The sequence below is a fragment of the Acidovorax sp. A79 genome, from assembly GCF_041154505.1.
Lineage (GTDB): Bacteria > Pseudomonadota > Gammaproteobacteria > Burkholderiales > Burkholderiaceae_C > Acidovorax.
In genome coordinates this window covers 2,984,256-3,008,870 of record NZ_AP028672.1, presented here as the reverse complement: position 1 = coordinate 3,008,870, position 24,615 = coordinate 2,984,256, and the positions used below count along the sequence as shown (strand labels likewise).

Here is a 24,615-nt window from a genome sequence, read left to right as displayed (position 1 = left end):
GCAGATCGCTATGGCCGGTAACCATTTGCACGGCTTGGCGGATACGCCACAGCGGGCGGCGCTGCGGGCGTGTGGCGCAGGCCGGGCCGCGCCCCACCCTCTTTTTCTAAGTAAAAACCCTGAACCAGCCACCAAGCTGTCGATCTGCCACGGGTTCGTCCGTCGTGCTGGTGAAGGCCACGGATCGCGCCATGGCCCGCCCCCCTGACCCCCCCGAGGAGAACCCCATGCGATTCATGATCATCGTGAAAGCCACCGCAGAATCCGAGCGCGGCGACATGCCCACCGAACCCCTGATGGCCGCCATGGCCCGCTACCACGAAGAGCTGGCCCGGGCGGGCGTGCTGCTGGACGGCAGCGGCCTCAAGCCCAGCGCGCAGGGCTGGCGCGTGCGCTACGGCGCGGCCGGGGCGCGCACCACCATCACCGACGGTCCCTTCACCGAGACCAAGGAGCTCATCGCCGGCTACACGCTGATCCAGGTGCGCGACCGCGACGAGGCGCTGGAATGGACGCGCCGCTTCCCCAACCCGCGCGGCGAGGGCCTGGAGGCCGAGATTGAGGTGCGCCCGCTCTACGAGATGGAGGACTTCGCCGCCGTGGAGGGCGTCGAGCACTTCCGCGACCTGGAAGCCCGCCGCTGAACCGCTGCCCCTGCCTGGAGACCATCGCCATGATCAAGACCATCGCCCTCGTGCTGCTCGCCGCCCTGGCGCTGCTGCTGGCGTTTGCCGCCACCCGCCCCGACAGCTTCCGCGTGGAGCGCAGCCGCGTGATCCCCGCGCCGCCAGAACGTGTGTACGGGCTCATCCACGACCTGCGCCAGTTCAACACCTGGAACCCGTATGAACGCAAGGACCCCGCCGCCAAGGGCCAGTACAGCGCCACCACCGCAGGCCCCGGCGCGCGCTATGCGTGGCAGGGCGACAAGGTGGGCACCGGCAGCATGGAGATCGTCGACGCCACGGCCCCCGCGCGGGTTGCGATGAAGCTCGACTTTGTGGCCCCGTTCGAGGCCCACAACCAGGTGGAATTCACGCTCCAGCCCGAGGGCTCCGGCGCCACCCGCGTCACCTGGGCCATGCAGGGCCCCGTGCCGTACGTCGCCAAGATCGCCCACCTGTTCTTCAACATGGACCGCATGGTCGGCCAGGACTTCGAGGACGGCCTGGCCAACCTGCAGGCCGTGGCGCAAAAACCAGCGACCTGAACCGCGCACCTTTGCCAAACCTTCTGTTTCCCTTTACCTTCCCACCCCTTCAGGAGCCTTTCATGCACAAGCAAATCTTCGTGAACCTGCCCATCGAGAACATGGCCCGCTCGCAGGCGTTCTTCCGCGCGCTGGGCTACGAGTTCAACCCCGAGTTCACCAACGAACAGGGCGCCTGCCTGGTGGTGGGCGAGAACCTGTTCGTGATGCTGCTGGTCAGGGACTTCTACCAGACCTTCACCAGCAAGGCGATCGCCGACGCACGCACCACCTCGGAGGTGCTGGTGTGCTTCTCGTGCGACAGCCGCGAGGAGGTCGATGCCCTCGTCGCCAAGGCCGTGGCGGCCGGCGGCACCTCGCCGCGCCCGGTGCAGGACCTGGGCTTCATGTATTCGCGCAGCTTCGACGACCTGGACGGCCACAGCTGGGAGTTCGTGCACATGGTGGATGCCAGCAAGGCGCTGGGCTGAGCTTTCACCGAGGCCACCGATGCACAACCCCCGCAGTCCCGATGCCGATGCCAGCGCCGATGCCCTGCACCGCACCATCGATTCGGTGTGGCGCATCGAGGCCGCGCGCATCATCGCCAGCGTGGCGCGCATGACGCGCGACGTGGGCCGGGCCGAGGAGCTGGCGCAGGACGCGCTGGTGGCCGCGCTGGAGCACTGGCCCGCCACCGGCCTGCCCGCGAACCCGGGGGCATGGCTCATGACCACGGCCAAGCGCCGCGCCATCGACCACCTGCGCCAGCAGGCGGTGCATGCGCGCGAGCACGAGGCGCTGGGCAAGGACCTGCAGGCGCTCGAAGCCCAGTACGCCCCCGACGTGGTGGACGCCCTGGTCGCTGCGCAGCAGGACGACATCGGCGACGACCTGCTGCGCCTGATCTTCACCGCCTGCCACCCCGTGCTGCCCACCGAGGCGCGCGTGGCGCTCACGCTGCGGCTGCTGGGCGGCCTCACCACGGCCGAGATCGCACGGGCGTTCCTGGTGCCCGAGCCCACCGTCGCGCAGCGCATCGTGCGGGCCAAGCGCAGCCTGTCGGCCGCCCACGTGCCCTTCGAGGTGCCGGGCGCGGCCGAGCGCGCGCCGCGCCTGGCGTCGGTGCTCGAAGTCATCTACCTCGTCTTCAACGAAGGCTACGCGGCCACGGCGGGCGACGACTGGATGCGCCCTGCCCTGTGCGGTGAAGCCCAGCGCCTGGTGCGCGTGCTGGCCAGCCTGGTGCCCGACGAGCCCGAGGTGCAGGGGCTGGTGGCGCTGCTGGAAATCCAGGCCTCGCGCCTGCCCGCGCGCACCGATGGCGAGGGCCGGCCCGTGCTGCTCATGGACCAGGACCGCGCGCGGTGGGACCGGCTGCTGGTGCGCCGGGGCCTGGCCGCGCTCGACAAGGCCGAGCAGCTGGCGCGCGCGGGCCATGCCTGGGGCCCCTACGCGCTGCAGGGCGCGATCGCCGCCTGCCATGCCCGCGCGCGGCGCGCCCAGGACACCGACTGGGCCTACATCGTGGCGCTGTACGACGCGCTCGCGCAGGTGGCGCCCTCGCCCGTCGTGGCGCTGAACCGCGCCGTGGCGGTGGGCATGGCCGAAGGCCCGGCGGCGGCGCTGCGGCTGGTGGACGAGATCGCGGCGGACCCCGTGCTGGCCCAGTACCACTGGCTGCCCAGCGTGCGCGGCGACCTGCTGGCCAAGCTGGGCCGCGTGGCCGAGGCGCGCGCCGAGTTCGAGCGCGCGGCGGGCCTCACGCGCAACGCGCAGGAAAAGGCGCTGCTGCTGGCGCGCGCGGGCGGCTGAACGGCGCTTGCACCCCGGGGCCGGGCACCGCGCGCGGCGGCCGCGTGATTTTGTCCCGCGCTTTCGCCAAAATGGTGCCTCGTTCCGTTTTGCCGCCCACCGCCCTGCCATGACGCACCCAGACCCCGTGTTCCCGCTGGACGGCGGCTGTACCTGCCGCCATGTCCGCTACCGCATGCTCACCGCGCCGCTTTTCGTGCACTGCTGCCATTGCCGCTGGTGCCAGCGGGAAAGCGGGGCGTCGTTCGCCTTGAACGCCATGATCGAGGCCGACAGGCTGGCGCTGCGGGTGGGCGAGGTCGACCTGGTGGACACCCCGTCCGAAAGCGGCTTTGGCCAGAAGATCGCGCGCTGCCCGCACTGCCGCGTGGCGGTGTGGAGCCACTACTCCGGCGCGGGCCCGCTCGTCGCCTTCGTGCGCGTGGGCACGCTGGACGCGCCGGACCACCTGCCGCCCGACATCCACATCTACACCGCGTCGAAGCAGCCCTGGGTGGTGCTTGCGCCCGGCACGCCCGCCGTGGCGCAGTATTACGACCGGGACGCCCACTGGCCCCCCGGCAGCCTGGCCCGCCGCCAGACCCTGCTGCCCCGCATCAACGCCTACCGCGAGGCCCTGGGCCTGGACTGAGCGCGCAGCGCGCCGGCCGGTCAGCGCCGCTTTTTCCTTGTGCGGGTGTGGTGCTTCGTGGACGGCTTGGGCGCCAGGCCCAGCGCGCCGCGCGCGAGGGTGTCGGCCTGACCATTGCGGTGGCGCGGAATCCAGCGCACCGCCACATCGCCCACGGCCTGCATCAGCGCGCGCACCTCGTCGAACAGCAAGGCCAGCCGCGCGGTGGGCGCGGCGCGCGCACCACCGGGGGCGAGCTGCTCCACCAGCACGCTGTTGTCGCTGTACACCCGCACGCCAGCGGTTGCAGCGGTGCCCTGGGCCTGCAGCCAGCGCAGCGCCAGGGCCAGCGCCCTCAGCTCGGCCTCGTTGTTGCAGCCGGTGAAGGTGGTGGCCTCGGACAGCTGCTGCGCCACCGTGCCATCGGGCGCGTGCACCACCGCGCCCAGCCCCATGCGCCCCGGGTTGGGCACGGCGCTGCCGTCGCAATGGATCACCCAGGGGGCGGCGTTGTCGTCAGGCACGGAAAACGCGCGGCAGATACCGGCGCGGCGCGGCCGCGCGGGGCGATGTCACTTGTAGAAAGCCTCGACCTTGCCCTTGAGCTTGATCATCAGCGGGTGGCCCTTGCGGTCCACCGTCTTGCCCGCGGGCACCTTCACCCAGCCTTCGCTGACGCAGTATTCCTCGACATCCGTGCGGTCCTTGCCGTTGAAGCGGATGCCGATGTCGTGCTGGAACACCGCGGCCACATGGTGCGGGCTGCGCGGGTCCACGCTCAGGTGGTCGGGGAGTGCGGGGCGGTCGGCGGCGGCAGCGGCTGGGGTGGTGTCGGTCATGCGGTGGTCTGGTTGAAAAGCGAAAGCGCGGATTTTCCGGGATTTGGCCGGGGACCCGGATCAGGTGCCCCTGGGGCACGGCTGGAACATGAATGAAAATGCCTTCTAGCGCACTGTGGATAAGCGCCGCAAGCTATTAAATATGTAGCAAACGCATTCAGGGCGTGGCGTGCCGCGCGAGCAGCGCGCCCACCGCGGGTTTGGCGCAGCGCTGCACCAGCTGCAGCAGTGCGTGGCTGGGTTCGGCCACCCGCCAGCGCGTGCGCAGGTCGTGCTGGATGCGCGCGAGCAGCGCGGCGGCCATTTCGGCATCGGCCAGCGCCCGGTGGGCCTGGCCCGTGCGCGGCAGGCCGTGGTAGTCCACCAGCGTACCGAGCTTGTGGCTGGGGGCCTGCGGGTACAGGCGGCGCGACAGCAGCACGGTGCAGGCGAAGGGGTGCGGCGCGGCCACGCCGGCCCGTGCCAGTTCGGCCTGCCAGAACTTGCTGTCGAACGACGCGTTGTGCGCCACCATGGGCGCATCGCCCACGAAGCGCGCGGCATCGGCCATGACGCCTGCGGCCTCTGGGGCCGCGTTCACCATGGCGTTGGTGATGCCGGTGAGCTGGGTGATGAACGGCGGAATCCACGCGCCGGTTTTCAGGAGGCTCTGGAAGCGGTCCACCACCTGGCCTTTTTCCAGCAGCACGATGGCGACCTCGGTCGCGCGCGCGCCCTGGCCGGGCGAGACGCCGGTGGTTTCAAAGTCGATGACGGCGATGGGGGGCATGGGTGTTCCGAGGGGCAAGGCCGTGCGTCAGCGGCCCCCATTGCGGGCCGCAGCGGATTGTGCCGGCGGGCCTGCAGGATAAACCGAACCCCGTGCCGGGCCCCGGGGATGGTCGGCTGGGAACGGCTACACCGTGAAGGTGTAGTCCACCGGCACGCGGTGTTCGTAGACCGTCTGGCTCGACGCATTCTTCATCAGCAGCCGCAGGCCCGTGACCGCGCAGGGGTCGATGAGGGTGAAGTGCCTGTGCACGGTCCCCGCGCCGTCCAGCCGGCCCGTGGTGCCCTCGTAGGTCATGTTGGCCTGCGTGTCGGGAATGACCCAGATGTCCAGGCCTTCCTCCGCCTGGATGTCGTATTCGACCTCGACATCGATGCGGGTGCCGGCCTTGACCGTGGCGGGGGACGCAATGGACAGACGGATGTCGGTGATCCGCGATCCCTTGCCATCGTTCCTTTGCGCCTCGTCCAGCACCGCTTCCTCGTAGGTGAAGTCCACGGCGATGGCCTGGTTGAACACCTCCACGAAGTCCCGGTTCTTGACCACGATGAACAACTCGCGCACGGTCCCCGCCTGCGTGAGGTGCACCGAACGGCTCACACGCCCGGAGCCCGGGTTCAGCATGTCGTGCGAGCCTTCGTAGAGGGAGTCGTAGGTGGTGTCCAGGATCTTCACCCACGCATATAGCGGCTCGCGCGGCGCGCCGTAGCGGTAGTCCAGGGTCACGGTGATCGGCGTGTTGGCCGGCAGCACGCTGCCCGAGGGGGGCGCGATGGAGACCGCGGTGATGCGCAGGTCGGTGCGGGTGTTGTCCTGGCGCCCCGAACGCCGCAGGGCGTAGAAGACCAGCCCGATGGCCACCAGCCCCGCGACGGTGATGTAGACGTTCTCCATGATGGATTCCTCTCCCTGGATGGCTTTCGCACCGTGTTGTTGTGCTGGATGAAGGTGGCGCTGCGCTCCCGGGCAAATTATGGCGGGGTGCCGGCCAGTCCCCGGGGATGCTCCAGGAAGAACCGCAGCATCTCCCGCGTGGCCGATACCCCCCGGGGGTCGGTGTGGCTGCCCTGCGCATGCCCGCCCGCCCAGGCATGGCCGCCGCCATGCAGCACCCAGTGCTCCGCCACCGGCGCGCCTGCGAGGCCATACACCGTGCGCGTGTAGCCCTGGCCTCCGGCCGACTGGCCCTGGTGCGTGCCCAGCTCCACGGTGCCCGGGGCGCTGGCCCGCGCCGCCTGCACCAGCTGCTCGCCGTTGCGGGCGTGCACGGTGGTGTCGGCATCGCCGTGGAAGACGATCAGGGGTGCCGCCGCAACAGCCCCCGGAGCCGGGGTGCCCGCCGCCGGCCTGGCGCCATGCTTCATGGCCGACAGCGCCCCCATCACGTTGTGTGCCGCGCCGGCCTGCAGGCCCGAGTGCACGCCCACGGCCGCAAACACGTCGGGGTACTCGCGGCCCAGCAGCGCGGCCATGGCGCCGCCGGCCGACAGGCCCGCCGCGTAGACGCGCCGCGCATCCACGGGGTGGCGCGCCATCACGTCCTGCACCATCGCCACCAGCAGAGCGGGTTCGCCGCCGCCCCGGCGCTGGTCTTCGGGGCGGAACCAGTTCCAGCAGCCGTTGGGGTTGGCGCTGTGGGGCTGTGCGGGGTACAGCACCAGCGCGTTGGCCGGGGCGGCGGCGGCGTTCATCCCGGTGCCGGTGGCGAAGTCCACGGGATTCTGCGTGCAGCCGTGCAGCATCAGCACCAGTGGCATGGGCGTGCCGGCCCCCGCGCCGGGCGGCACGTACAGGTGGTAGTGGTGCGGGTTGTGCGGGGCGCCAGGGTGGCTGAAGGCGACCGCGGTGAAGCTGTCCGGGGGCTCGGCGGCGTGCGGCGCGGCGGCCGCCGGGCGTGCACCCGGCCCGGACGGTGGGGCGGGCCGGGCCGCGCCCGGGGGGGCTTGCACGGTGCCGCGCTCGACCACCACCGCGTCCTCCACGTCCTGCGCCGCGCTGCTGCGCCACGGGGTTCCCGTGCGAAAGGCGAAGGGGGCTGCCGGTGCCTGCACCGGGGCGGGGCCCGCGCGTTCCGGCGGCGGCGCGGCGGGCCCCGGCGCCGTGGCCGAAGCGCTGCCCAGCGCCTGCTGGATGGCCCGCGTGGCATCCGCCAGCTGGCCGCTGCGCACCAGGTGGGTGGCCTGACCCATCAGCTGTTTGAGTTTGAGGTTCCAGTCCATGGGGTTCTTTCGTGGTGGTGGTGCGCCGCGCTCAGCCAATGCGCCCTGCCAGGGCGGCCTTGACCGGGGCGCTGGCGTGAAACGCGCCCAGCACCGTGATGGAGGCAATCGTGGCCTGCGCCAGGGTGGGCGGCACGTCGTCGTCGATGCTGACCAGGCCGAGCACGCGGATCTCGAGCACCTGGCCCGCTGCCTGCACGGCTTGCAGCTCGGCGCGGCCAAACCGCTGCAGGCCCAGCACAAGCATCTTGCGGGCCACCACCTGCCGCACGGCGTCGCCCTGGGCGGCCAGCTGCTGGCGGATGGCCGTGCGGATGAAGTCGGTGCGGTTGGCATAAAACCCTTCCGACACCAGCAGGTCGATGTGGCCCAGGTCGACAAAGCCCAGGTTGATCGTGATCTTTTCGGAATCGGGAATCTTGCCGCGCACGGCCAGGGACGAAGCGGGAGCTGGGGTCATGGGGCCCTCCGTGGCCGGTGGTGTGGATGATTTCCATCCATATGGATGGTGCATGGATGGTATATGGATGGAAAATTTTTTGCTTCAAGGGCCACGCGCAAAAGAAAAGAGCCCGAAGGCTCTTTGCGCATGGGTGCGAGCGGTGCCGGTGCCGGCGGCGCTCAGCCCGCCCCGCGGCTACCCGCCGGGCCGCTGCTGCCGGCGGCGCCCCGGCGCGACTGCGCCTGGTTGCTGCTGCCCAGGTGCGTGTCGCGGTCGCCCCGGCTTTCGGGGGTGCGGCGGCCCTGGTTGATCTGGGTGGTGGGCTTGTCGCCCGTGCTGTTGTGGGCCTGGGCGACCTTGCCCGAGCCCTCGGTGTTGTCATTGCCGCCCGATGGGTCTTCCTCGCGGCGGTTTTCCTTGCTGCTCATGGAACCTCCTGGAATGGATGGTGAAGAAAAGGCGTGGCGGTGCCGTTCACGGCAGCGTCAGTTCCTTGTGCTCGCCCAGCTGGCGCGGGGGCTGGCCGGTGACGGCCGCCTTGGCCATCTTGAACAGCTGCACCATCTTGCTTTCGTCCACGTCCCAGTATTCGGCATGGCGGATGCGCACGGCCAGCAGGGCCAGCTCCGGATCGGTGTGGCCGCCCGGAAACCATGCCTGGGCTGCGGTCGACCACAAGGCTTCCTTTTGCGCCAGATCGTCCACGAAACGCGCCTGGCCCGAGAGCGAGACATAGCTGTCCGCGCCGGGGTCGGCGTACGAGACGTTCACCTCGCCATCGGTGAGGAGGCGCTCGTACAGTTCGCCGGACTTGGGGATGAAGAAATAAAGCTCCGCCTGTTCGTCCATGCGGCGGTTCTGCGTGGTCAGCGGGTGGGCATGCAGCATGCCGCTGGCGGTGCGGTGGGTCAGCATCCCGAAGCGGATGTCCTTGATGAGCTTCCACAAGGTGTCGTGGGCGGGGGTGTCGTGGGGCATGGGCTCTCCGTGCGGTGGTGAAATGGGGGAAGGGGTCGGTGCTTCCATTCACTCTAGGCAGGGTGGCGCGCGCACCGTGTCGGCCCGCCGCCCGCCGGGGCGTGGGTGTTTATCTGACACCGCCGCGCCCCGCGCCCTGTATCGCGGGCGGGGGCCCGGGGCCGGGCCCGATCAGGCCTTTTTCAGGAACTCTGACTTGAGCAGCATGCTGCCCAGCTCCGTCTTGCAGTCCACGTTGTGGCCGTCGGCGCCATCGACGAGGCGGATGCCCTTGATCTTGGTGCCCTTCTTGAGCGTGGATGAGGACCCCTTGACCTTGAGGTCCTTCACCAGGATCACCGCGTCGCCATCGGCCAGCGGGTTGCCGTGGGCGTCCAGCACGGCGCCGCCGCCCTCGGGCGCGTCGGCCTCGGCGGATTCGGCTGCCTGGGGCCATTCGAAGGCGCAGTCAGGGCAGATGTAGTGGTTGCCGTCGGGGTAGGTGTTCTCCAGGCCGCATTGGGGGCAGGCGGGGATGGCGTTCGTCATGGGGTTCTCGCTGGGGATGGCAAATGGGGAGGAAGGGAGGGGCAGCGCGGCGCGTGGGACGGGTCCAGCCCCCGGCCCGTGCCGCCGTGGCGCCCGCTGGTGGGGACGGCGCCGCAGGCGACTCGGGGGGCATCCTACAGGGGCGCGCGTTGCTCCAGCGCAAAGGGCGGCAGGCCCTTGAGCAGGCGCTGGCCGTAGCTCGTGCGCATGAGGCGCTTGTCGTAGCAGTAGACATGCGCCTGGTCGTCCTCGGTGCGGATGGCGCGGCCCACCCACTGCGCCAGGCGGATGGCGGTGGCGGGCACCACCAGTTCGCTGAACGGGTCGCGGCCCACGGCGCGCAGCCATTCGGCGCGGGCCTCTCCCACCGGGTCGTCGGGCGGGGCAAAGGGCAGCTTGGTGATGAACACCGACTCGCACAGCCGCCCGGGCAGATCCAGCCCCTCGCCGAAGGACTGCATGCCGAAGATGACCGAGGGCTCGCCGTTCTCCACCCGCTCTCGGTGGCGCTTGAGCAACTGCGTGCGCGGCAGCGCGTTTTGCACCAGCACCACGCTGCGCATGGCGGTGGGCAGCGCATCCACGGCCTGGCGCATCTGCTCGCGCGAGGTGAACAGCACCAGCGCGCCGTACTCCACGCGCGCGATGTCGTGCAGCAGCGCATCCACCATCTCGGCCGTGAACTGCGCGGCGTTCTTGGGGTCGGCGCGCGTCTCGGCGGCGATCAGCGTGCCCTGGGCGGCGTAGTTGAAGGGGCTGGGCACCTCCAGCGTGGTCGCGGCCTCGTCGCCGTGCAGCCCGGCCTCGCGCAGGAAGAAATCGAAATTGCCGCAGCTGTTGAGCGTGGCCGACGTGAGCACCGCGCCGCGCACCGCGTTCCACAGGTGGTTGCGCAGCGTGGTGCCCGGCAGGATGGGGCTGGCGTGTGCCTTGACCACGATGAAATCGCCATCGACCTCCAGCGTGAACCACTTGGCCGCAGGCACGAAGCTGCGGTCTGCGCCCTGGGGGGCCTCCTGCAGCAGCAGCTGCGCGGTGGCGTGCAGCTCTTCCAGGCGCGGCGCCAGCATGCCGATCTGCGCATACAGGGTGGACAGGCGCTTGGCCTCCTCGGGCTTGTCGCGCATTTCGGCGCGCAGGGCCTTGCTGATGGCGCGCAGGGCTTCGAGGAAGCCGTCGGCGCTGGCGGCCAGCAGCCCCAGCGGCGCGGTGAGCGGCTCGGGCAGCTCGCCGCGCGGCACCCGCACCCGGGCCGGGCCCCAGGTGTCCTTCTGGCTCTTGAGCGCGGGGCCGTACACGTCCATCACGATGCGCGCCAGGTCCTGCAGTGTCTGCCGCAGCTGGGCCGCGTGGCGCGGGATGTCGGCAATCTCTTCGACCTCCAGCAGCGCGCCGATGCGCAGGCCCCGGCTGGAGAGCCGGTCGATCCACGCCAGGCGCGACAGGTCCATGCTGCAGGCGAACTGGTCGAGCGCCGTGGCGGGCAGGTGGTGGGCCTCGTCCAGCACCAGGAGGCAGTTGTCCAGCTCGGGCAGCACGCGCGCGCCCAGCGACGACAGCAGCAGGTCATGGTTGGCCACGATCACCTGCGCGCCCACCAGCTCCTTGCGCTTGTCGTAGTAGGTGCATTGGCTGAAGGCGGGGCAGTGCTTGCCCGTGCACGACGCGCCCTCGGCCGCCACGGGGCTCCACACCTCGGGCTCGGGCGGGGTCTCCAGGCTGTCGCGGTCGCCGTCCCAGGCGCCCTTGGCCAGCGTCTGCGCCATGGCGCCGTAGAACTGGATGCGCGCCTCGGTTTCCTGCCGGGGGCGCTTGGCGCGGGCGGCGGCCTCCTCCTCGGCGAACAGGTCGTCTTCATCGGACGCCTCGGCCTCGCCCGTGCCCGCCAGCCGGTCGAGCTTGAGCTTGCACACATAGCGCCCGCGCCCCTTGGCCAGCGCGAACTTGAAGGGCTGGGGCATCAGCGCGGCCAGCGCCGGCAGGTCCTTGTTGACCAGCTGCTCCTGCAGCGCCACGGTGGCGGTGGAGATCAGCACCCGCGTGCCGCGCGACAGCGCCAGCGCGATGGCGGGCGCACAGTAGGCCAGCGACTTGCCCACGCCCGTGCCGGCCTGGATGACGGCGATGGAGCGCGTGGGCGCCGCCTCGCCGCCCTCCTCGTCCACCTTGCCCAGCGTGGCGCTGCTGAACGTGTGCGCCACCTGCTCGGCCATGCGCCGCTGGCCGTCGCGGCTGCGAAACCCGGGCGTGGCCTGCACCACCGCATCGAAAGATTCAAGGGCCTGCGCGGCCCACACCTGTTGAGACATACAGTAGTGTCGCATGGGTTGGCGCCTGCGCCTTCGCGGCCAGCGGCCGCTTCACCCGGCGGACAGATGGCGCCGGGGACTACACGGCGGCTCCGGGGGCTTTCCTACGATGAAGCCCTGTACCGCAGGAGAGATCACATGCCCACCGCCAGCACCCCGGACCACCCCAGCGCCGCCCCCACCGGCCAGCCCAGCGTCAACACCACCACGCCCCAGTCGCCCGCCATCGCCGGCCGGCGTACCCCACAGGCCGCGCCGCCGCCCGAAAGCGCCGACAAGCCCAAGCTGCCGCACGAGCGCGATGAATCGGTGGATATGACCCACGGCCAGCCCGATGCCCAGGTGGAGCAGGCCTACCGGGACGTGCACCGGGGCCTGCAGGACACGGACCGGGGCCCGCCAGCGGACAAGGCCTATCAGAAGCAAAAGCAGTAGGCGCTCTGCTATTGATAGCTGCCAGCGCTTGTTGAATAACCGCTGAGCGGCATTTTCATTCAAATTCCAGTCCCCGGCCCTCATCCTCGCTCGCGCAGCGCCCGCTCGATGCGGTCGCGCCGCACCGTGGTCTTGGGCACCTTGAAGGGGAACCACGTGCGCACGTCTTCTTCCAGACCGATGCCGTGCATGTAGTTGTAGATGGCTTTCTTGAGCGCGCCGCCCAGCGCATCGTGGTCCACGCCCGTGGGGTCGATGAAGGCCACGTCGTTCTTGGCGAAGTCGCCCGGGGGCAGCGGCGCGAGGGTCACGCCGTACTCCTCGGGGTTCTTGCCCACGGGCGAGTGCACGGTGCAGGCAAAGCGGTGGAAGAAGCCGCTCTGGATGCAGCCGTTGGCGAACAGCTGGCGCACGTATTCGAGCGCGTCCACCGTGTCCTGCACGGTCTGCGTGGGAAAGCCGAACATCAGGTACGCATGCACCAGGATGCCCGCGTCGGTGAAGGCCCGCGTCACGCGCGCCACCTGGTCCACCGACACGCCTTTTTTCATGAGGGTGAGCAGCCGGTCGGAGGCCACTTCGAGCCCGCCCGAGATGGCGATGCAGCCGCTGTCGGCCATCAGCTCGGCCAGGTCGGGCGTGAAGGTTTTCTCGAACCGCACATTGCCCCACCAGCTGATGCCTGCGTTGCGCGCGATCAGCTCGGTGGCCAGTGCTTTCAGCGCCTTGGGGGGCGCGGCTTCGTCCACGAAGTGAAAACCCGTCTGCCCCGTCTCGCGCACGATGGCCTCGATGCGGTCGGCCAGCACCTCGGCGCTCGCGCCCTCGTAGCGGCTGATGTAGTCCAGGCTCACGTCGCAGAAGCTGCACTTCTTCCAGTAGCAGCCGTGCGCCACCGTGAGCTTGTTCCAGCGCCCGTCGCTCCACAGCCGGTGCATGGGGTTGAGCATGTCCAGCAGCGACAGGTAGCGGTCCAGCGGCAGGCCGTCCCAGGTGGGTGTGCCCACCTCGGCGAAGGCCACGTCGGCTTCCATCATGTTGATGTACTGGACGGTGCCCTCGTCGTTGCGCACGAAGGTGCGCACCAGCCGCTGGCGGCCGCGCTCGCCGCGCACATGTTCCAGCAGCGCCAGCAGCGGGCGCTCGCCGGCGTCCAGCGTCACGTAGTCGACATGGTCGAACACGCGCGGGTCGGCCAGCTCGCGCAGTTCGGTGTTCACGAAGCCGCCGCCCAGCACCGTCACCACCTGCGGATGGCGCGCCTTGATGGCCTGCGCGATGCGGAACGCCGCGTACACGGAGCCCGGGAAAGGCACCGACAGCAGCACCACCGTGGGCTGGTGGCGTTCGATGGCCTCGTGCGTGAGCTGCGCCAGGAGGTCGTCCACCAGCGTGGGCGGTGCGGCCAGCGCCGTGGCCAGCGGGTCGAACGTGGGCTGGCTGCCCGCCAGCGATTCGGCATAGCGCACGAATTCGAAGCGCTCGTCCACCGCGTCGCGCAGCACATCGGCCAGGTCGTTCAGGTACAGCGTGGCCAGGTGCTTGGCCTTGTCGTGCAGGCCCAGGGCGCCGAACGCCCAGCCCAGCGGGTCGCCGCCTTCGTCGTCCACATACACGTCCAGCGTGGCGAAGCGTGGGCCCTCGGGCAGGTAGTTGCGGCCCGCGATGCGGTGGGCCAGCGTGCTGTCGCGCCCCTGCAGGAAGGCAATGGCCGGGCCGATGGTGGCCAGGTAGCGGTCCTGCTGCGCGGCAAAGGACTGCACGGCGGGGCTTTGTTTCTTGGCGGGCAGTGCATCCACCTTGGCGGCCACGGCCCTCAGGCCCTCGGGCGAGAGCAGCCGCAGCACGAGCGCCAGCGCCAGGTCCTCCTGGAACGCGAGGACGCCGCGCGAGCGCAGGAAGCCCGTGAGGTAGGCGGTGGACGGATAGGGCGTGTTCAGCTGCGTCATCGGGGGGATGACGGCGAGCACGCGGCACGGGGAAGAGGCCATGGAGCGTGGGGGTGGTGACCGCCGATTATCCCGGCACCGCGATGGTGTCCCTGGCGGTGTGGCTACTGCGGCGGCGGCGCGGGCCGGCTCAGCGGCGGGTGGGCAGCCCGCCGCGCGCCTGTGCCAGCGCGTCCTGGGCCTGCCGGCGCGCGCGCTTGACCTGGTACATCATCTGGTCGGCCACGCGCAGGGCGTCCTCGGCCCTGCAGGTCTGGTCCGGCGCCATGGTGACCGCGCCCACGCTGGCGCCGGCGTAGTCCAGCGATGCGCCCGGCAGGTCGAAGCGGCCCTGCGTGGCCTGGGCGATGCGCAGGCTCAGCGCATCCTGCGCGGTGTGCAGGGCGTCGCCGGCGTGTGCGCTCAGGCTGATCACCACGAACTCGTCGCCGCCCAGGCGCGCGGCCAGGTCCTCGGCGCGCAGCACGCCCCGCAGGCGCTGCGCGACGGCCACGAGGAACTGGTCGCCCACCTCGTGGCCGTGGGTGTCGTTGATCGCCTTGAAGCCGTCGAGGTCGATGAACGCGATCTGCACGCCCATCTGCCGGCGCCGGCCCTGCGCCAGCATCCGTTCCAGCGCCTCCATGAGCGCGCGGCGGTTGGGCAGCCCCGTGAGCTGGTCGGTGGCGGCCACGGCGGCCAGCTGTTCGTTGGCGGCCAGCAGTTTGTGGATGAGCTGCTCGCGCTCCACCTGCTGGCCGATGAGGTAGGCGAACAGCGTGAGGATGCGTTCGGCCTCGGGCGTGCGCGGGCGGGCGTGGGTGCTGGCCGCGCACAGCGTGCCGTACAGCGCGCCGTTGCCGACGCGCACGGGCTGGCTCGCGTAGGTGCGGATGCCCAGGCCGCGCGCGGCCTGCGAATCGCCCCAGCAGGCGGGAACGTCGTCGGTGAAAGTGCGGCCCTCTTCCAGCGCGCGCTTGCACAGCGTGTCGTTCCAGGGCACGACCAGGCCCTCGGGGATCTGCATGGCGCTGGAGTTGCGCGCGTACAGCACGTGCTGCACGCCCTGTGCCTCGTCGATGGCGGTGAGGTAGGTGGACTCCAGCCCCGTCACCGCCTCCAGCATTTCCAGAAGCGGCCGCGTCAGCTCTTCGACGGAGTGGGCCGTGGAGACCGACTGGGACAGTTGCTCAAGAAGTTCACTCATAGACAAACATGGCTCGAATAGTGATGCGATACGCGCCGCCCGCGCGCCCTGGGGCCTGCCGGACTTCCGGACCGGATCAGGCTGCAGGCTCCGTCAGCGGCGGGGCCTGGTAGTTGTTCTTCACCCGCACGTAGTGTTCGGCCGAGTAGCGCAGGTACGCCATCTCCGCGTCCGTCAGCGCGCGCTGGCGCACCGCCGGGCGGCCCATGTAGAGGTAGCCGCTTTCCAGCACCTTGCCGGGCGAGACCAGGCTGCCCGCGCCCAGCATCACGCGGTCGCCCACCACGGCGTCGTCCATCACGATCGAGCCCATGCCGATCAGGCATTCGTCGCCGATGCGGCAGCCGTGCAGGATCACCGAGTGGCCGATGGTCACATGGCTGCCGATGAGGAGCGGCGAGCCCTCGGGCTTGCTGGCGTTGCGGTGCGAGACATGGCCCATGGCCAGGTCCTGCACGTTGCTGCACTCTCCCACCACGATGCGGTTCACGTCGCCGCGCAGCACGGCGTTGCACCACACCGAGGCGTCGCGGCCCAGGGTCACGTCGCCGATCACCTGGGCGGAGTCGTGGATGAAGACGCCGCTGCCCAGGCACGGGGCGGTATCGAGGTAGGGGGCAAGGGGCATGGGGTGGGAAGGGATGAGGTGGTGGTGAAGAGAAAGAAGCCGGAATGCGCCGGGGCGCACGCAGCCGCCAAGCGTAGCGCCAAGCCGGGCTCAGCGCCGGAAGGCCGGCCCGATGACCTCGATCTTGTTGGTCCAGACATAGCCCGCGAAGCCCCGGGGCACCTGGGCCAGTTGCGCGGGCGTGTCGATGCCCGAGGTGCCGGCGTCGCCCGCGCCGTAGGGGCCCAGCAGGATGATCTCGCTGCCCGCCTGCCGCAGCCGCTGCTGCAGCAGGTTCGGCCAGCCCCAGAGCCAGGGCGCGACGTTCAGAGGCACCATCACGGTGGTCTGGCGGCAGGCCTCGGGCACGATGCCGGCCCAGCCCAGGGCGATGTAGCGGCCCAGGCACTGCGCCAGCCCCTGGCGCGACCAGGTCCTGACGGGTGCCCCGCCCTGGGCCGCGAGCGCCCCGGCGGCGCGCAGGGTGGGCTCGTCGCCCCCGTACGCGCCCCAGATGGCCTGCCGCCAGGCGGGCTGTCCGGCCACCAGCGCGGCGAGCATGTCGCCCTCGCGCGCCTCCCGGCTCTTGAAATTGACGAGAAAGCGCTGGCCGGGCATGGCCGTGAAGACCTCGGAGAGCTCGGGCATCAGCCCCACGCCCTTGCCGCGCAGGGGGTAGGTCCGGCCCCCGTCGGCGGTGTAGCCGTAGCCCACATCCAGCGTGCGCAGGTAGGACATCGCGTGGCTGCGCGTGGTGCCCCGGCCTTCGGTGCGGCAGTCCAGCGTCCAGTCGTGCAGCACGGCCAGGCGGCCGTCGGTGGTGGGGTGCACGTCCAGCTCCACGATGTCCGCGCCATGGGCGAATGCCGCCTGCATGGAGCGCACCGTGTTCTCGATGTAGTCGTGCGTGGGCGGCTCGATGCGCCGGGCGGTGCAGGTGTCCCGCTCCAGCCCCTCGCGGTGGTAGGTCTGGTGCACGCCCCGGTGCGCGATCAGGCGCGCTTTGGCGCCTTCGGGCGGCGCTGCGCGCCAGGAGGCGTTGAAAACCCAGACCGCCGCGGTGGCGATGCCCAGGCCGATGAGGAGGGAGTGGCGTTTGCGCATGGGAGGCGTGCCCGGGGAGGGGCTGGCGGTCGTGCGGCGAGCATTTTGCCCGGGCCGGGGTTCCCCGGCCTACGGCGCGCCGACCGCGTAGAACCCGAGGAACATCTCCACCGCATCGGCCAGCACCTGCTGCTGCACGGCAGGCGCCAGCGGCGGCTGGCCCATGGCCAGCTGGGGCCAGAAGGCAAAGGACTTGACCATGCCGTGCAGCTGGTGGGCCGCGTACTGCGGGTCCACCCCCGCGCGCAGGGCGCCGTCCTGCTGGGCCGCGCGGATCCAGCGCGGCAGGCCTTCTTCCTTTTCGGACAGGCGCGCCACCATGGCCTGGGCGCGCTCGGGCGTGTGCATCATCTCGGCCATCGCCACGCGCGAGAGGTCGATGAAGCTCGCGTCGTTCAGCAGCTCCATCTTCTGCTCCAGCACCGCGAGCAGCTGCGCGCGCAGCGGTCGCCCCGCGTCGTAGGCCACGTCGGGCAATGAATGGCTGCGCTCCCACAGGTGGTCCAGGATGGCGCCGAACAGCTCGTCCTTGCTGGGAAAGTGGTTGTACACCGTGCGCTTGGACACCTCGGCCGCCGCGGCCACGCGGTCCATGCTGGTGCCGTTGAAGCCATGTTCGCGGAATTCGCCGATGGCGGCCTGCACGATGGCCTCGCGTTTGCGGTCGGTCAGGCGGGTGGGGGCGATCACGGTGGCGGGCTCGGTCATTCCCCTATTTTACACCGGGTAGTTTACTTTTTTGAAAAGTGAACTACACTGTGCAGTGCACTTTTCGGAAAAGCATCCATGCTCCGCCGCACGCCCCGAATCCTTCTCATCCTCACCGTTGTCACCGCCATGGCCTACAGCATCCTTTCCTGCACCTCCTTGCCGGCAAGCTCCCATGAGCAGTCGCCCCAGCACGTCGATGGCAAGTTCCGCAACGCGGCGCCGCGCCAAGCCCCGGGTTTTGCCAAGACCCTGGGCATCATGTGGCGCTTCATGACGGACAAGCCCGCCGACGCGGTGCCGGCCCAGCCGCCACAGGTGCTGCCGCTCACGCAGGCCGACCTGCTGGGCGCCCCCGACCTGAGCCTGTGGCGCCTGGGCCACTCGACCATGCTGCTCAAGCTGCAGGGCCAGTTCTGGCTGACCGATCCGGTGTTCTCCGAACGCGCCTCGCCGTTTTCCTTCATGGGCCCCAAGCGCTTCCATGCGCCGCCCATCGCCATCGACGAGCTGCCGCCCATCACCGGCGTGGTGCTCTCGCACGACCACTACGACCACCTGGACTTCGATGCCATCCGGCAGCTCGCCCCCAAGGTGGCGCATTTCGTCACGCCGCTGGGCGTGGGCGACCGCCTTGTCGCCTGGGGCGTGCCCGCCGCCAAGGTGCAGCAGTTCGACTGGTGGCAGGGCACCACCATCGCCGGCGTGAAGCTGGTGGCCACGCCCGCACAGCACTTCTCGGGCCGCAGCCTGTCGGACGGCAACCGCACGCTGTGGGCGTCGTGGGTGCTGGTGGCGGGGGACACGCGCATCTTCTTCAGCGGCGACACGGGCTACTTCGACGGCTTCAAGGCCATCGGCGAGCGCTTCGGCCCGTTCGACCTGACGATGGTGGAAACCGGCGCCTACGACGCCCAGTGGCCCGACGTGCACATGCAGCCCGAGGAAAGCCTGCAGGCCCACCTGGACGTGAAGGGCCGCCACCTGATGCCCATCCATAACGGCACGTTCGACCTGGCGCTGCACGCGTGGACGGACCCGTTCGACCGCATCACCGCCCTGGCCGGGAAAGCCGGCGTGCCGCTGGTGGCGCCGGTGATGGGCGAGCGGCTGGACATCCGGCAGCCCGCGCTCTCGCAGCAATGGTGGAAAAGGTAGGGGGACACCGCCAGCGCGGCGGTCGCTCGCCGGTCAGAGCCCCTTGCGGTGACTTCTGGAAGCTAACCGCGCCACTACCCGCGCGGCGGCCACGATCTCGGGCTCGCCGTAGCCCGCGTAGCCAAACAGCCAGCCTCTACGGTTCGATTCCATCGCATAGCGCGACAAGGGTGCCAGCATCACCCCGGCGGCGAGTGCGCTGCGGCTCAAGGCCTCGTCGTTGCTGCCGGGCGCGCATTCCAGCAGCAGGTGCATGCCCCGGTCGCTGGGCGCCAGCTGCAGCGCGCCGCCGCTGGCCTGGGCCAGCGCGTCGATCAGCACCTGCTGGCGCTCCTGGTACAGCTCGCGCATCTGCCGCAGGTGGCGCAGCAGGTGGCCTTCGGCGATGAAGCGCGCCAGCACCGCCTGTGCGTCGCCGGGCGCATGCCGGTCGGTGATGGCGCGGGCCATGGCAAAGGCTTCCACCAGCGCGGGTGGCACGACCACGAAGCCCAGGCGCAGGCCGGGGTGCAGGGTCTTGGAGAACGTGCCCACGTACAGCACGCGCTCCGAGCCCGGCAGGCTGCACAGGGCGGGCACGCGCTGGGCCTTGCCGTCGTGCTTGCCGTACTGGAATTCGCCGTCGTAGTCGTCCTCCACCACCCAGGCGTCGTGCGTGCGCGCCCACTGCAGCAGGGCCTGGCGCCGCGCCAGTGGCATGCACCCGCCGGTGGGGAACTGGTGCGTGGGCGTGACCACGGCCATGCGCGCACCGGGCCACTGCGCGGCGCCTTCGGCGATGCGCAGGCCCTGCGCATCCAGCGCCACGGGCCGCGCCAGCACGCCGTGGCCCAGCAGGCTGGCGCGGATGCCGGGGTAGCCCGGGTCTTCCACCAGCACCTCGTCGCCCGCGTCCAGCAGCAGCCGCGCGATCAGATCGATGCCCTGCTGCGAGCCCGAGCACACCACCACCTGCGCCGCATCGCAGCGGATGCCGCGCGACGCCCACAGCCACAGCGCGATGGCCTGGCGCAGCTGGGGGTCGCCCGCAGGGTCCAGGTACTGCGCGCGGGCGCTGCGCTGGCCGGGGCTGGCCTGGCGGGCCAGGCGGTCCCACAGCGCGAACGGAAAGGTGTCCACCTCGGGCGCGCCGATGCGAAATGCCCGCGCCGCCACATGCGGCGGCCGCCAGCGCGCAGCCGTCTCGGCAATGAGCTGCCCGCGCTTTGACAGCCCGCGCGGCGGCGCCACCAGGCCCTGCGCGGGCGCCACGCCCGCGGCCTGCGACACGTAGGTGCCGTCGCCCACGCGCGCCTCCACATACCCTTCGGCCTGCAGGCGCTGCACGGCCCAGAGCACCGTGTTGCGCGACACGCCCAGGCCCGCCGCGTGCTCGCGCGACGGCGGCAGGCGCGTGCCTGCGGGCAGGCGGCCGTGCTCGATGGCGCCGCGCAACTGCTCATAGACCTGCTGGCGCAGCAGGCCCTGGCGCGGGCCCGGAGCACCCGTGGCGGCGGCGACGGTCTTCGGATTGGCTCTGGCAACCGGCATGAATTGGCCCCTTGGTTGTGGCAATGCAGCCATAAACTGAAGAACCATTTTAGAAACCATCCGGGCTGCCTGCGACGCCCGGTCCCACAAGAAAGATCCTATGGCCGAGCACACCGCCACCATCGCCTGGTCCCGTGGCAGCGACGACTTTCTGGACAAGCGCTACCACCGCGCGCACACCTGGCAATTCGATGGCGGCGCCGTGGTGGCCGGCTCGTCGTCGCCGCATGTGGTGCCGCTGCCCTACTCCGACGCTTCGGCCGTGGACCCCGAAGAAGCCTACGTGGCCGCGCTTTCGAGTTGCCACATGCTGTGGTTCCTGGACTTCGCCTGCCGTGCCGGATGGCGCGTGGACAGCTACACCGATGCCGCCGTGGGCACCATGGCCAAGGATGCCGAGGGCCGCCTGGTGGTTGCGCACGTGCAGCTGCGGCCCGTGACGCGCTTCGACGCGGCGCACGCGCCCAGCAGCGCGGTGCTGGCCGACCTGCACCACCAGGCGCACGCGGCGTGCTTTTTGGCCAACTCGGTCAAGACGCAGATCGACTGCGCGCCCGTGCTGGACGTGGAAGGACCACTGACATGACCATTGCCAACCGCCAGTTCCAGGTGACCGACCGAGCCGTTCTGCACGGCCTGGTGCGGGACCAGCCCCTGGCCACCCTGGTCGTCTCGCACGAGGGCGCCCTGCACGTCAACCACGTGCCGCTGTACCTGGACCCCACGCGCGGCCCACACGGCACGCTGGTGGGCCACGTGGGCCGCGGCAACGGCGTGTGGCCGCTGCTGCCGCAGCAGGCGGTGGCCGTGTTCCATGGCCCGCAGGCCTACGTGTCGCCGTCGTGGTACCCGTCCAAGGCCGTCGATGGCAAACAGGTGCCCACCTGGAACTACGCCACGGTGCACGCCCACGGCACGCTCAGCGCGGTGGACGGCGACCCCGAGCGCCTGCGCGCGATCCTGCACACCCTGACCGAGGCGCACGAAGCCCACCGCCCGCACCCCTGGCACGTGGACGATGCGCCCGCCGACTACCTGCACAAACTGCTGGGCGCCATCGTGGGCGTCGAGCTGGCGGTGGAACGCTGGGAAGGCGTCTGGAAGGTGAGCCAGAACCGCACGGACACGGACCGCGCCGGCGTCGTCGAGGGGCTGACGGCGCGAGGCACGCCGCAAGCGCTGGCCATGGCGGCGCTGGTGGAACGAGGGCCGGGCATCTAGCCAGTGATTGCTGCGATATTCATAGCTTGAAGCGCTTGATAGTAGGGCGACAGAGCCTGTTTGGACCTTTAGAACCGCAGCATCAACCCGTACCGGTCGGGCTGAGCCTGTCGCAGCCATGCGCCGCGTTTCGACAGGCTCAGCGTGAACGGTGCTGGTGAGTGCCGAGTGGTGGTGGCACGACGTGGCGTGCGGCCAGACACCGCCCATGGCAACCCTCCAGCATCAGCCCTCCAGCATCTCCACGCGCAGCGACACCACCGGCCCGGCCACGGCGGGGTGCGCGGCCAGCGCGTGCATGGCCAGGTCCACCGTGGACTGGGCCGCCACGTCGGTGAGCACCAGCACCTGGGGATGGCCGGCGCTGGATGCCGCCTTGTCGGCCTGCAGTGTTTTTTCGGCCGCCAGCTCCACGTGCAGCACCGGCACCTGCTGCGCCGCCAGCCACGCGCCCACGGCCTCGATCTGCTGGGCCGTGTGCACGGGCACCCGCAGGTAGTGGCGCGTGCGCACGGCGGCGCGCGGCAGCACGGCCTGGTCGTTGCTGATGGCGCTGGCATGAAAGCCCAGGTGCGGCACCCGCTGCGCCGCGTGGGTGCCATGAAGCCGCGCCACGTCCACCAGGTCGGCGATCACGGCCGACGCGGTCTGCTCGGACCCCGCGCCCGCGCCGTAGTACATCGTCACGCCCGACGCATCGCCCTTGACCATGATGCCGTTCATCGAGCCATTGACATGCGCCAGCAGGTGCGTGGCGGGCACCAGCGCGGGCTGCACGCGCAGCTCCACGCCGTCGGCACCATCGCCGTTGACTCGATTGCCGTGCTCGCGGCGCCGCGCCACCCCCAGCAGCTTGATGCGAAAGCCCAGCTGCTCCGCGCAGGCCACGTCCAGGCCCTGCAGCGCGGTGATGCCCTCCACCTGCGCGTCGGCAAAGCGCAGCGGCATGCCGAACGCATTGGCGGCCAGCAGCGTGATCTTGTGCGCGGCGTCGATGCCCTCGATGTCGAAGGTCGGATCGGCCTCGGCGTAGCCCAGCGCCTGGGCCTGGGCGAGCGCCTCGGCAAAGCCCACGCCCTCGTCGCGCATCTTGCTCAGGATGAAATTGGTGGTGCCGTTGATGATGCCGGCCACCCATTCGATGCGGTTGGCGGTGAGGCCCTCGCGCAGCGCTTTCACGATGGGGATGCTCACGGCCACCGCGCCTTCGTACGCCACGGCCACGCCGTGCTGGCGCGCGGCGGCGAAGATCTCGTTGCCATGCTCGGCCAGCAGCGCCTTGTTGGCCGTGACCACATGCTTGCCCGCGCGGATGGCGGCCAGCACCCATTCACGCGCCGGGCCGGTGCCGCCGGCGGCCTCCACCAGCACGTCCACATCGGGGTGCGTGGCGACCTGCATGGGGTCGTTGGTGAGCGCCACGTCCTTGCCCACCACGCTCATGGCGCGGGCCAGGCTGCGGGCGCAGACCACCACCATCTTGATGCCCCGCCCCGCGCGGCCCGCGATGAGCGCCTGGTTGCGCGCCAGCACGCGGAAGGTGCCTGCGCCCACGGTGCCGATGCCGATCATGCCCACGCGCAGAGGGCGCATCGCCACGGTGGCGGCGTGCAACGGTTGAGGCTCTAGGGATGGGACGGGATCGCGGTACATGGACTTCTCCGGCTAACGAACAAACAAAAAAACCAGCTGCCAGAGCTGGGTTTCGTGCATTCGTCTTGGGGGAGAAGAGAGCGATCACCAGGTGGCTGCCGAAACGGCCACCTGCGCGTGCTCAGGTGGCCGCGGGGGTAATGGTGGTAATCATTCGTGCAACCACAGCCCGCGTGAACGCGCGCTGCATCATGCCCATGCCTTGGAAGGCAGTGGCGCGTGCGGCGAGGGCGGGGGTGGTGTACGGCATGAAGAGGCGCAGTGTACCTGACGGTGCGGTGCGGTGCGCGCGTCAAGCCCGGGCAGTGTGGTGTGTTGCGCGCAGACGCCGTGCGGCTTGTCGGCACATGGTCTGCACGTACAGCGTATCGTCAGTGATGGTGCTATCAATTAAGTAGCTATTGGCGCGTGATGGTAGCGCGGTAGCGGCCTATTTTTCTTGGAATGCCTGCACACCCAGCTGCGCCATCAGCTCCATCGCCCCTGCCGGGGCCCGCTCCTTCGCGCCGTTGATGAAGTACACGAACACGTCGCGTGGGCGCTCGCCGCCCGTCCAGGTGCGCACGCCTTGGGCCCACTGGGCGATGGCCTCGGGCGTGTAGCCGGTGGGCACGTCCGCCTGGCTGCGCATCAGCCGCAGGTAGGCGAAGTCCGCCTCGGCATCGGCGATGGCCGGGAATTTTTCGGAATCGGTGTGCACCGGCACGCAGCCGTACTGGCGGGCCAGCGCGATGAAGGCGGGGGTCGCAAAGCTCTCGTGCCGCACGTCGAGCACATGGCGCAGGCGGCGGCCATCGACCTGCTGGGGCAGCAGCGCGAGGAAGGCCTCGAAGTCCCCCGGCTCGAACGCCTTGGTGGGCATGAACTGCCAGACGATGGGCCCGAGCTTGTCTTTCAGTTCGGAGATGCCGCTCTCGACAAACCGCGTGATCGAATCGCCCGCCTCCGCCAGCACGCGGCGGTTGGTTGCAAAGCGGTTGGCCTTGAGCGAGAACATGAAGCCCTCGGGCGTTTCGCCATGCCACTTGGCGAACGTCGGTGGCTTGAAGGTGCTGTAGTAGGTGCCGTTGACCTCGATGGCGGTGAGCTGGCGGCTGGCGTACTGCAGCTCTTTGCTGTGCGCCAGGCCTGCGGGGTAGAAGTTGTCGCGCCAGGGCTCGAAGGTCCAGCCGCCGATGCCGATGCGGATCTGCGGGCCGCTGCTGCTGTTGCTGTTGCTGCTGCCTGCGTTGGTGGTAGTGCTGCTGGTGCTGTCCACGGCGTTTCCCCTGGTGAGTCCACGGAACAGGCACTGTAGCAGCGGCCTGGGTCTTGGCGTGAGCGTGGGGCGGGTGCGCGCGGTGGGGCGGCGCCTGCACACGCGCTT

General features: G+C 70.3%; 27 protein-coding genes. 9 read left to right on the top strand and 18 right to left on the bottom strand.

The annotated features are described in order from the left end of the window. Positions 1-227: 227 nt before the first annotated feature. From ACAM51_RS13800 to ACAM51_RS13780, 5 genes are all read left to right on the top strand, one after another. Entirely contained in the window at positions 228-644 is a 417-nt protein-coding gene (locus ACAM51_RS13800) for a YciI family protein (protein WP_218339320.1), read from the top strand. A 29-nt stretch (positions 645-673) separates the two neighbouring features. Beyond that, entirely contained in the window at positions 674-1,210 is a 537-nt protein-coding gene (locus ACAM51_RS13795; protein ID WP_218296379.1) for an SRPBCC family protein, read from the top strand. A gap of 62 nt (positions 1,211-1,272) precedes the next feature. Continuing rightward, entirely contained in the window at positions 1,273-1,680 is a 408-nt protein-coding gene (locus tag ACAM51_RS13790; RefSeq protein ID WP_218296378.1) for a VOC family protein, read from the top strand. A gap of 19 nt (positions 1,681-1,699) precedes the next feature. Continuing rightward, positions 1,700-3,004, top strand: coding sequence for an RNA polymerase sigma factor (locus ACAM51_RS13785; RefSeq protein ID WP_369640935.1), 1,305 nt, complete (start codon positions 1,700-1,702; stop codon positions 3,002-3,004). A gap of 109 nt (positions 3,005-3,113) precedes the next feature. Then, positions 3,114-3,635: a GFA family protein gene (locus ACAM51_RS13780; protein WP_369640934.1), complete on the top strand. Its 522-nt coding sequence runs from the start codon at positions 3,114-3,116 to the stop codon at positions 3,633-3,635. Between the two features lie 20 nt (positions 3,636-3,655). On the opposite strand, the gene ACAM51_RS13775 is transcribed toward ACAM51_RS13780, so the two are convergent. From ACAM51_RS13775 to dinG, 10 genes are all read right to left on the bottom strand, one after another. After that, positions 3,656-4,069, bottom strand: coding sequence for a reverse transcriptase-like protein (locus ACAM51_RS13775; RefSeq protein ID WP_369643820.1), 414 nt, complete (start codon positions 4,067-4,069; stop codon positions 3,656-3,658). A gap of 117 nt (positions 4,070-4,186) precedes the next feature. After that, positions 4,187-4,453 (bottom strand): DUF3297 family protein, encoded by a 267-nt coding sequence (locus ACAM51_RS13770; RefSeq protein WP_369640933.1) that lies wholly within the window; start codon positions 4,451-4,453, stop codon positions 4,187-4,189. Between the two features lie 157 nt (positions 4,454-4,610). After that, entirely contained in the window at positions 4,611-5,222 is a 612-nt protein-coding gene (locus ACAM51_RS13765) for a PolC-type DNA polymerase III (RefSeq protein WP_218296374.1), read from the bottom strand. 126 nt (positions 5,223-5,348) lie between these two features. Beyond that, a complete protein-coding gene (locus ACAM51_RS13760) occupies positions 5,349-6,116 on the bottom strand; it encodes a hypothetical protein (RefSeq protein ID WP_369640932.1) in 768 nt (255 codons plus the stop codon). A gap of 77 nt (positions 6,117-6,193) precedes the next feature. Beyond that, positions 6,194-7,441 carry a PHB depolymerase family esterase gene (locus tag ACAM51_RS13755; protein WP_218296372.1) on the bottom strand — a complete coding sequence of 416 codons (1,248 nt, stop codon included), beginning with the start codon at positions 7,439-7,441 and terminating at the stop codon, positions 6,194-6,196. 31 nt (positions 7,442-7,472) lie between these two features. Next, positions 7,473-7,901 carry a CopG family transcriptional regulator gene (locus ACAM51_RS13750; RefSeq protein WP_218296371.1) on the bottom strand — a complete coding sequence of 143 codons (429 nt, stop codon included), beginning with the start codon at positions 7,899-7,901 and terminating at the stop codon, positions 7,473-7,475. A gap of 161 nt (positions 7,902-8,062) precedes the next feature. Further along, complete coding sequence (locus ACAM51_RS13745; protein WP_218296370.1) at positions 8,063-8,311, bottom strand: hypothetical protein; 249 nt, start codon at positions 8,309-8,311, stop codon at positions 8,063-8,065. 46 nt (positions 8,312-8,357) lie between these two features. Further along, positions 8,358-8,861 carry a pyridoxamine 5'-phosphate oxidase family protein gene (locus tag ACAM51_RS13740; protein ID WP_218296369.1) on the bottom strand — a complete coding sequence of 168 codons (504 nt, stop codon included), beginning with the start codon at positions 8,859-8,861 and terminating at the stop codon, positions 8,358-8,360. A 171-nt stretch (positions 8,862-9,032) separates the two neighbouring features. Then, a complete protein-coding gene (locus ACAM51_RS13735; protein ID WP_218296368.1) occupies positions 9,033-9,389 on the bottom strand; it encodes a zinc ribbon domain-containing protein YjdM in 357 nt (118 codons plus the stop codon). A gap of 134 nt (positions 9,390-9,523) precedes the next feature. After that, entirely contained in the window at positions 9,524-11,698 is a 2,175-nt protein-coding gene (gene dinG, locus ACAM51_RS13730; RefSeq protein ID WP_369643819.1) for an ATP-dependent DNA helicase DinG, read from the bottom strand. Positions 11,699-11,836: 138 nt separating this feature from the next. Here dinG and ACAM51_RS13725 point away from each other — a divergent pair, with 138 nt between their 5' ends. Next, positions 11,837-12,133: a hypothetical protein gene (locus tag ACAM51_RS13725; RefSeq protein ID WP_369640931.1), complete on the top strand. Its 297-nt coding sequence runs from the start codon at positions 11,837-11,839 to the stop codon at positions 12,131-12,133. Positions 12,134-12,213: 80 nt separating this feature from the next. Here the strand turns inward: ACAM51_RS13725 and ACAM51_RS13720 are convergent, their stop codons facing one another. From ACAM51_RS13720 to ACAM51_RS13700, 5 genes are all read right to left on the bottom strand, one after another. Further along, positions 12,214-14,124 (bottom strand): radical SAM protein, encoded by a 1,911-nt coding sequence (locus tag ACAM51_RS13720; protein WP_369640930.1) that lies wholly within the window; start codon positions 14,122-14,124, stop codon positions 12,214-12,216. 88 nt (positions 14,125-14,212) lie between these two features. Further along, positions 14,213-15,268 (bottom strand): sensor domain-containing diguanylate cyclase, encoded by a 1,056-nt coding sequence (locus ACAM51_RS13715; protein WP_369640929.1) that lies wholly within the window; start codon positions 15,266-15,268, stop codon positions 14,213-14,215. A gap of 76 nt (positions 15,269-15,344) precedes the next feature. Beyond that, positions 15,345-15,896: a gamma carbonic anhydrase family protein gene (locus ACAM51_RS13710; RefSeq protein WP_218296359.1), complete on the bottom strand. Its 552-nt coding sequence runs from the start codon at positions 15,894-15,896 to the stop codon at positions 15,345-15,347. Positions 15,897-15,986: 90 nt separating this feature from the next. Next, positions 15,987-16,979, bottom strand: coding sequence for a glycerophosphodiester phosphodiesterase family protein (locus tag ACAM51_RS13705; RefSeq protein WP_369640928.1), 993 nt, complete (start codon positions 16,977-16,979; stop codon positions 15,987-15,989). 69 nt (positions 16,980-17,048) lie between these two features. Beyond that, on the bottom strand, positions 17,049-17,687 hold the full coding sequence (locus tag ACAM51_RS13700; protein WP_218296357.1) for a TetR/AcrR family transcriptional regulator: 639 nt from the start codon (positions 17,685-17,687) through the stop codon (positions 17,049-17,051). A 78-nt stretch (positions 17,688-17,765) separates the two neighbouring features. On the opposite strand from ACAM51_RS13700, the gene ACAM51_RS13695 reads away from it, so the two are divergent. Beyond that, a complete protein-coding gene (locus ACAM51_RS13695) occupies positions 17,766-18,845 on the top strand; it encodes an MBL fold metallo-hydrolase (protein WP_369640927.1) in 1,080 nt (359 codons plus the stop codon). A 33-nt stretch (positions 18,846-18,878) separates the two neighbouring features. On the opposite strand, the gene ACAM51_RS13690 is transcribed toward ACAM51_RS13695, so the two are convergent. Continuing rightward, on the bottom strand, positions 18,879-20,375 hold the full coding sequence (locus tag ACAM51_RS13690; protein ID WP_369640926.1) for a PLP-dependent aminotransferase family protein: 1,497 nt from the start codon (positions 20,373-20,375) through the stop codon (positions 18,879-18,881). Positions 20,376-20,475: 100 nt separating this feature from the next. Between ACAM51_RS13690 and ACAM51_RS13685 the strand changes: the two genes are divergently transcribed. Both ACAM51_RS13685 and ACAM51_RS13680 read left to right on the top strand, forming a co-directional pair. After that, positions 20,476-20,961 (top strand): OsmC family protein, encoded by a 486-nt coding sequence (locus ACAM51_RS13685; protein ID WP_218339338.1) that lies wholly within the window; start codon positions 20,476-20,478, stop codon positions 20,959-20,961. Beyond that, positions 20,958-21,596 carry an FMN-binding negative transcriptional regulator gene (locus ACAM51_RS13680; RefSeq protein ID WP_369640925.1) on the top strand — a complete coding sequence of 213 codons (639 nt, stop codon included), beginning with the start codon at positions 20,958-20,960 and terminating at the stop codon, positions 21,594-21,596. Before ACAM51_RS13685 ends, ACAM51_RS13680 begins: the two co-directional genes overlap by 4 nt. A 225-nt stretch (positions 21,597-21,821) precedes the next feature. On the opposite strand, the gene ACAM51_RS13675 is transcribed toward ACAM51_RS13680, so the two are convergent. Together ACAM51_RS13675 and ACAM51_RS13670 are read right to left on the bottom strand one after the other, a co-directional pair. Beyond that, positions 21,822-23,249: a homoserine dehydrogenase gene (locus tag ACAM51_RS13675; protein ID WP_369640924.1), complete on the bottom strand. Its 1,428-nt coding sequence runs from the start codon at positions 23,247-23,249 to the stop codon at positions 21,822-21,824. A gap of 430 nt (positions 23,250-23,679) precedes the next feature. Beyond that, positions 23,680-24,507, bottom strand: coding sequence for a DUF72 domain-containing protein (locus tag ACAM51_RS13670; protein WP_369640923.1), 828 nt, complete (start codon positions 24,505-24,507; stop codon positions 23,680-23,682). Positions 24,508-24,615: the final 108 nt, after the last annotated feature.

Excerpts from the sequence above, each read along its gene's own strand:
- ACAM51_RS13740 (WP_218296369.1), bottom strand. The coding sequence starts at position 8,861 with ATGCCCCACGACACCCCCGCCCACGACACCTTGTGGAAGCTCATCAAG.
- ACAM51_RS13770 (WP_369640933.1), bottom strand. The coding sequence starts at position 4,453 with ATGACCGACACCACCCCAGCCGCTGCCGCCGCCGACCGCCCCGCACTC.
- ACAM51_RS13685 (WP_218339338.1), top strand. The coding sequence starts at position 20,476 with ATGGCCGAGCACACCGCCACCATCGCCTGGTCCCGTGGCAGCGACGAC.
- ACAM51_RS13695 (WP_369640927.1), top strand. The coding sequence starts at position 17,766 with ATGCTCCGCCGCACGCCCCGAATCCTTCTCATCCTCACCGTTGTCACC.
- ACAM51_RS13725 (WP_369640931.1), top strand. The coding sequence starts at position 11,837 with ATGCCCACCGCCAGCACCCCGGACCACCCCAGCGCCGCCCCCACCGGC.
- dinG (WP_369643819.1), bottom strand. The coding sequence starts at position 11,698 with ATGTCTCAACAGGTGTGGGCCGCGCAGGCCCTTGAATCTTTCGATGCG.
- ACAM51_RS13755 (WP_218296372.1), bottom strand. The coding sequence starts at position 7,441 with ATGGACTGGAACCTCAAACTCAAACAGCTGATGGGTCAGGCCACCCAC.
- ACAM51_RS13710 (WP_218296359.1), bottom strand. The coding sequence starts at position 15,896 with ATGCCCCTTGCCCCCTACCTCGATACCGCCCCGTGCCTGGGCAGCGGC.
- ACAM51_RS13780 (WP_369640934.1), top strand. The coding sequence starts at position 3,114 with ATGACGCACCCAGACCCCGTGTTCCCGCTGGACGGCGGCTGTACCTGC.
- ACAM51_RS13715 (WP_369640929.1), bottom strand. The coding sequence starts at position 15,268 with ATGAGTGAACTTCTTGAGCAACTGTCCCAGTCGGTCTCCACGGCCCAC.
- ACAM51_RS13795 (WP_218296379.1), top strand. The coding sequence starts at position 674 with ATGATCAAGACCATCGCCCTCGTGCTGCTCGCCGCCCTGGCGCTGCTG.
- ACAM51_RS13750 (WP_218296371.1), bottom strand. The coding sequence starts at position 7,901 with ATGACCCCAGCTCCCGCTTCGTCCCTGGCCGTGCGCGGCAAGATTCCC.
- ACAM51_RS13680 (WP_369640925.1), top strand. The coding sequence starts at position 20,958 with ATGACCATTGCCAACCGCCAGTTCCAGGTGACCGACCGAGCCGTTCTG.
- ACAM51_RS13790 (WP_218296378.1), top strand. The coding sequence starts at position 1,273 with ATGCACAAGCAAATCTTCGTGAACCTGCCCATCGAGAACATGGCCCGC.
- ACAM51_RS13785 (WP_369640935.1), top strand. The coding sequence starts at position 1,700 with ATGCACAACCCCCGCAGTCCCGATGCCGATGCCAGCGCCGATGCCCTG.
- ACAM51_RS13675 (WP_369640924.1), bottom strand. The coding sequence starts at position 23,249 with ATGTACCGCGATCCCGTCCCATCCCTAGAGCCTCAACCGTTGCACGCC.
- ACAM51_RS13705 (WP_369640928.1), bottom strand. The coding sequence starts at position 16,979 with ATGCGCAAACGCCACTCCCTCCTCATCGGCCTGGGCATCGCCACCGCG.
- ACAM51_RS13735 (WP_218296368.1), bottom strand. The coding sequence starts at position 9,389 with ATGACGAACGCCATCCCCGCCTGCCCCCAATGCGGCCTGGAGAACACC.
- ACAM51_RS13745 (WP_218296370.1), bottom strand. The coding sequence starts at position 8,311 with ATGAGCAGCAAGGAAAACCGCCGCGAGGAAGACCCATCGGGCGGCAAT.
- ACAM51_RS13760 (WP_369640932.1), bottom strand. The coding sequence starts at position 6,116 with ATGGAGAACGTCTACATCACCGTCGCGGGGCTGGTGGCCATCGGGCTG.
- ACAM51_RS13775 (WP_369643820.1), bottom strand. The coding sequence starts at position 4,069 with ATGGGGCTGGGCGCGGTGGTGCACGCGCCCGATGGCACGGTGGCGCAG.
- ACAM51_RS13765 (WP_218296374.1), bottom strand. The coding sequence starts at position 5,222 with ATGCCCCCCATCGCCGTCATCGACTTTGAAACCACCGGCGTCTCGCCC.
- ACAM51_RS13800 (WP_218339320.1), top strand. The coding sequence starts at position 228 with ATGCGATTCATGATCATCGTGAAAGCCACCGCAGAATCCGAGCGCGGC.
- ACAM51_RS13720 (WP_369640930.1), bottom strand. The coding sequence starts at position 14,124 with ATGGCCTCTTCCCCGTGCCGCGTGCTCGCCGTCATCCCCCCGATGACG.
- ACAM51_RS13700 (WP_218296357.1), bottom strand. The coding sequence starts at position 17,687 with ATGACCGAGCCCGCCACCGTGATCGCCCCCACCCGCCTGACCGACCGC.
- ACAM51_RS13690 (WP_369640926.1), bottom strand. The coding sequence starts at position 20,375 with ATGCCGGTTGCCAGAGCCAATCCGAAGACCGTCGCCGCCGCCACGGGT.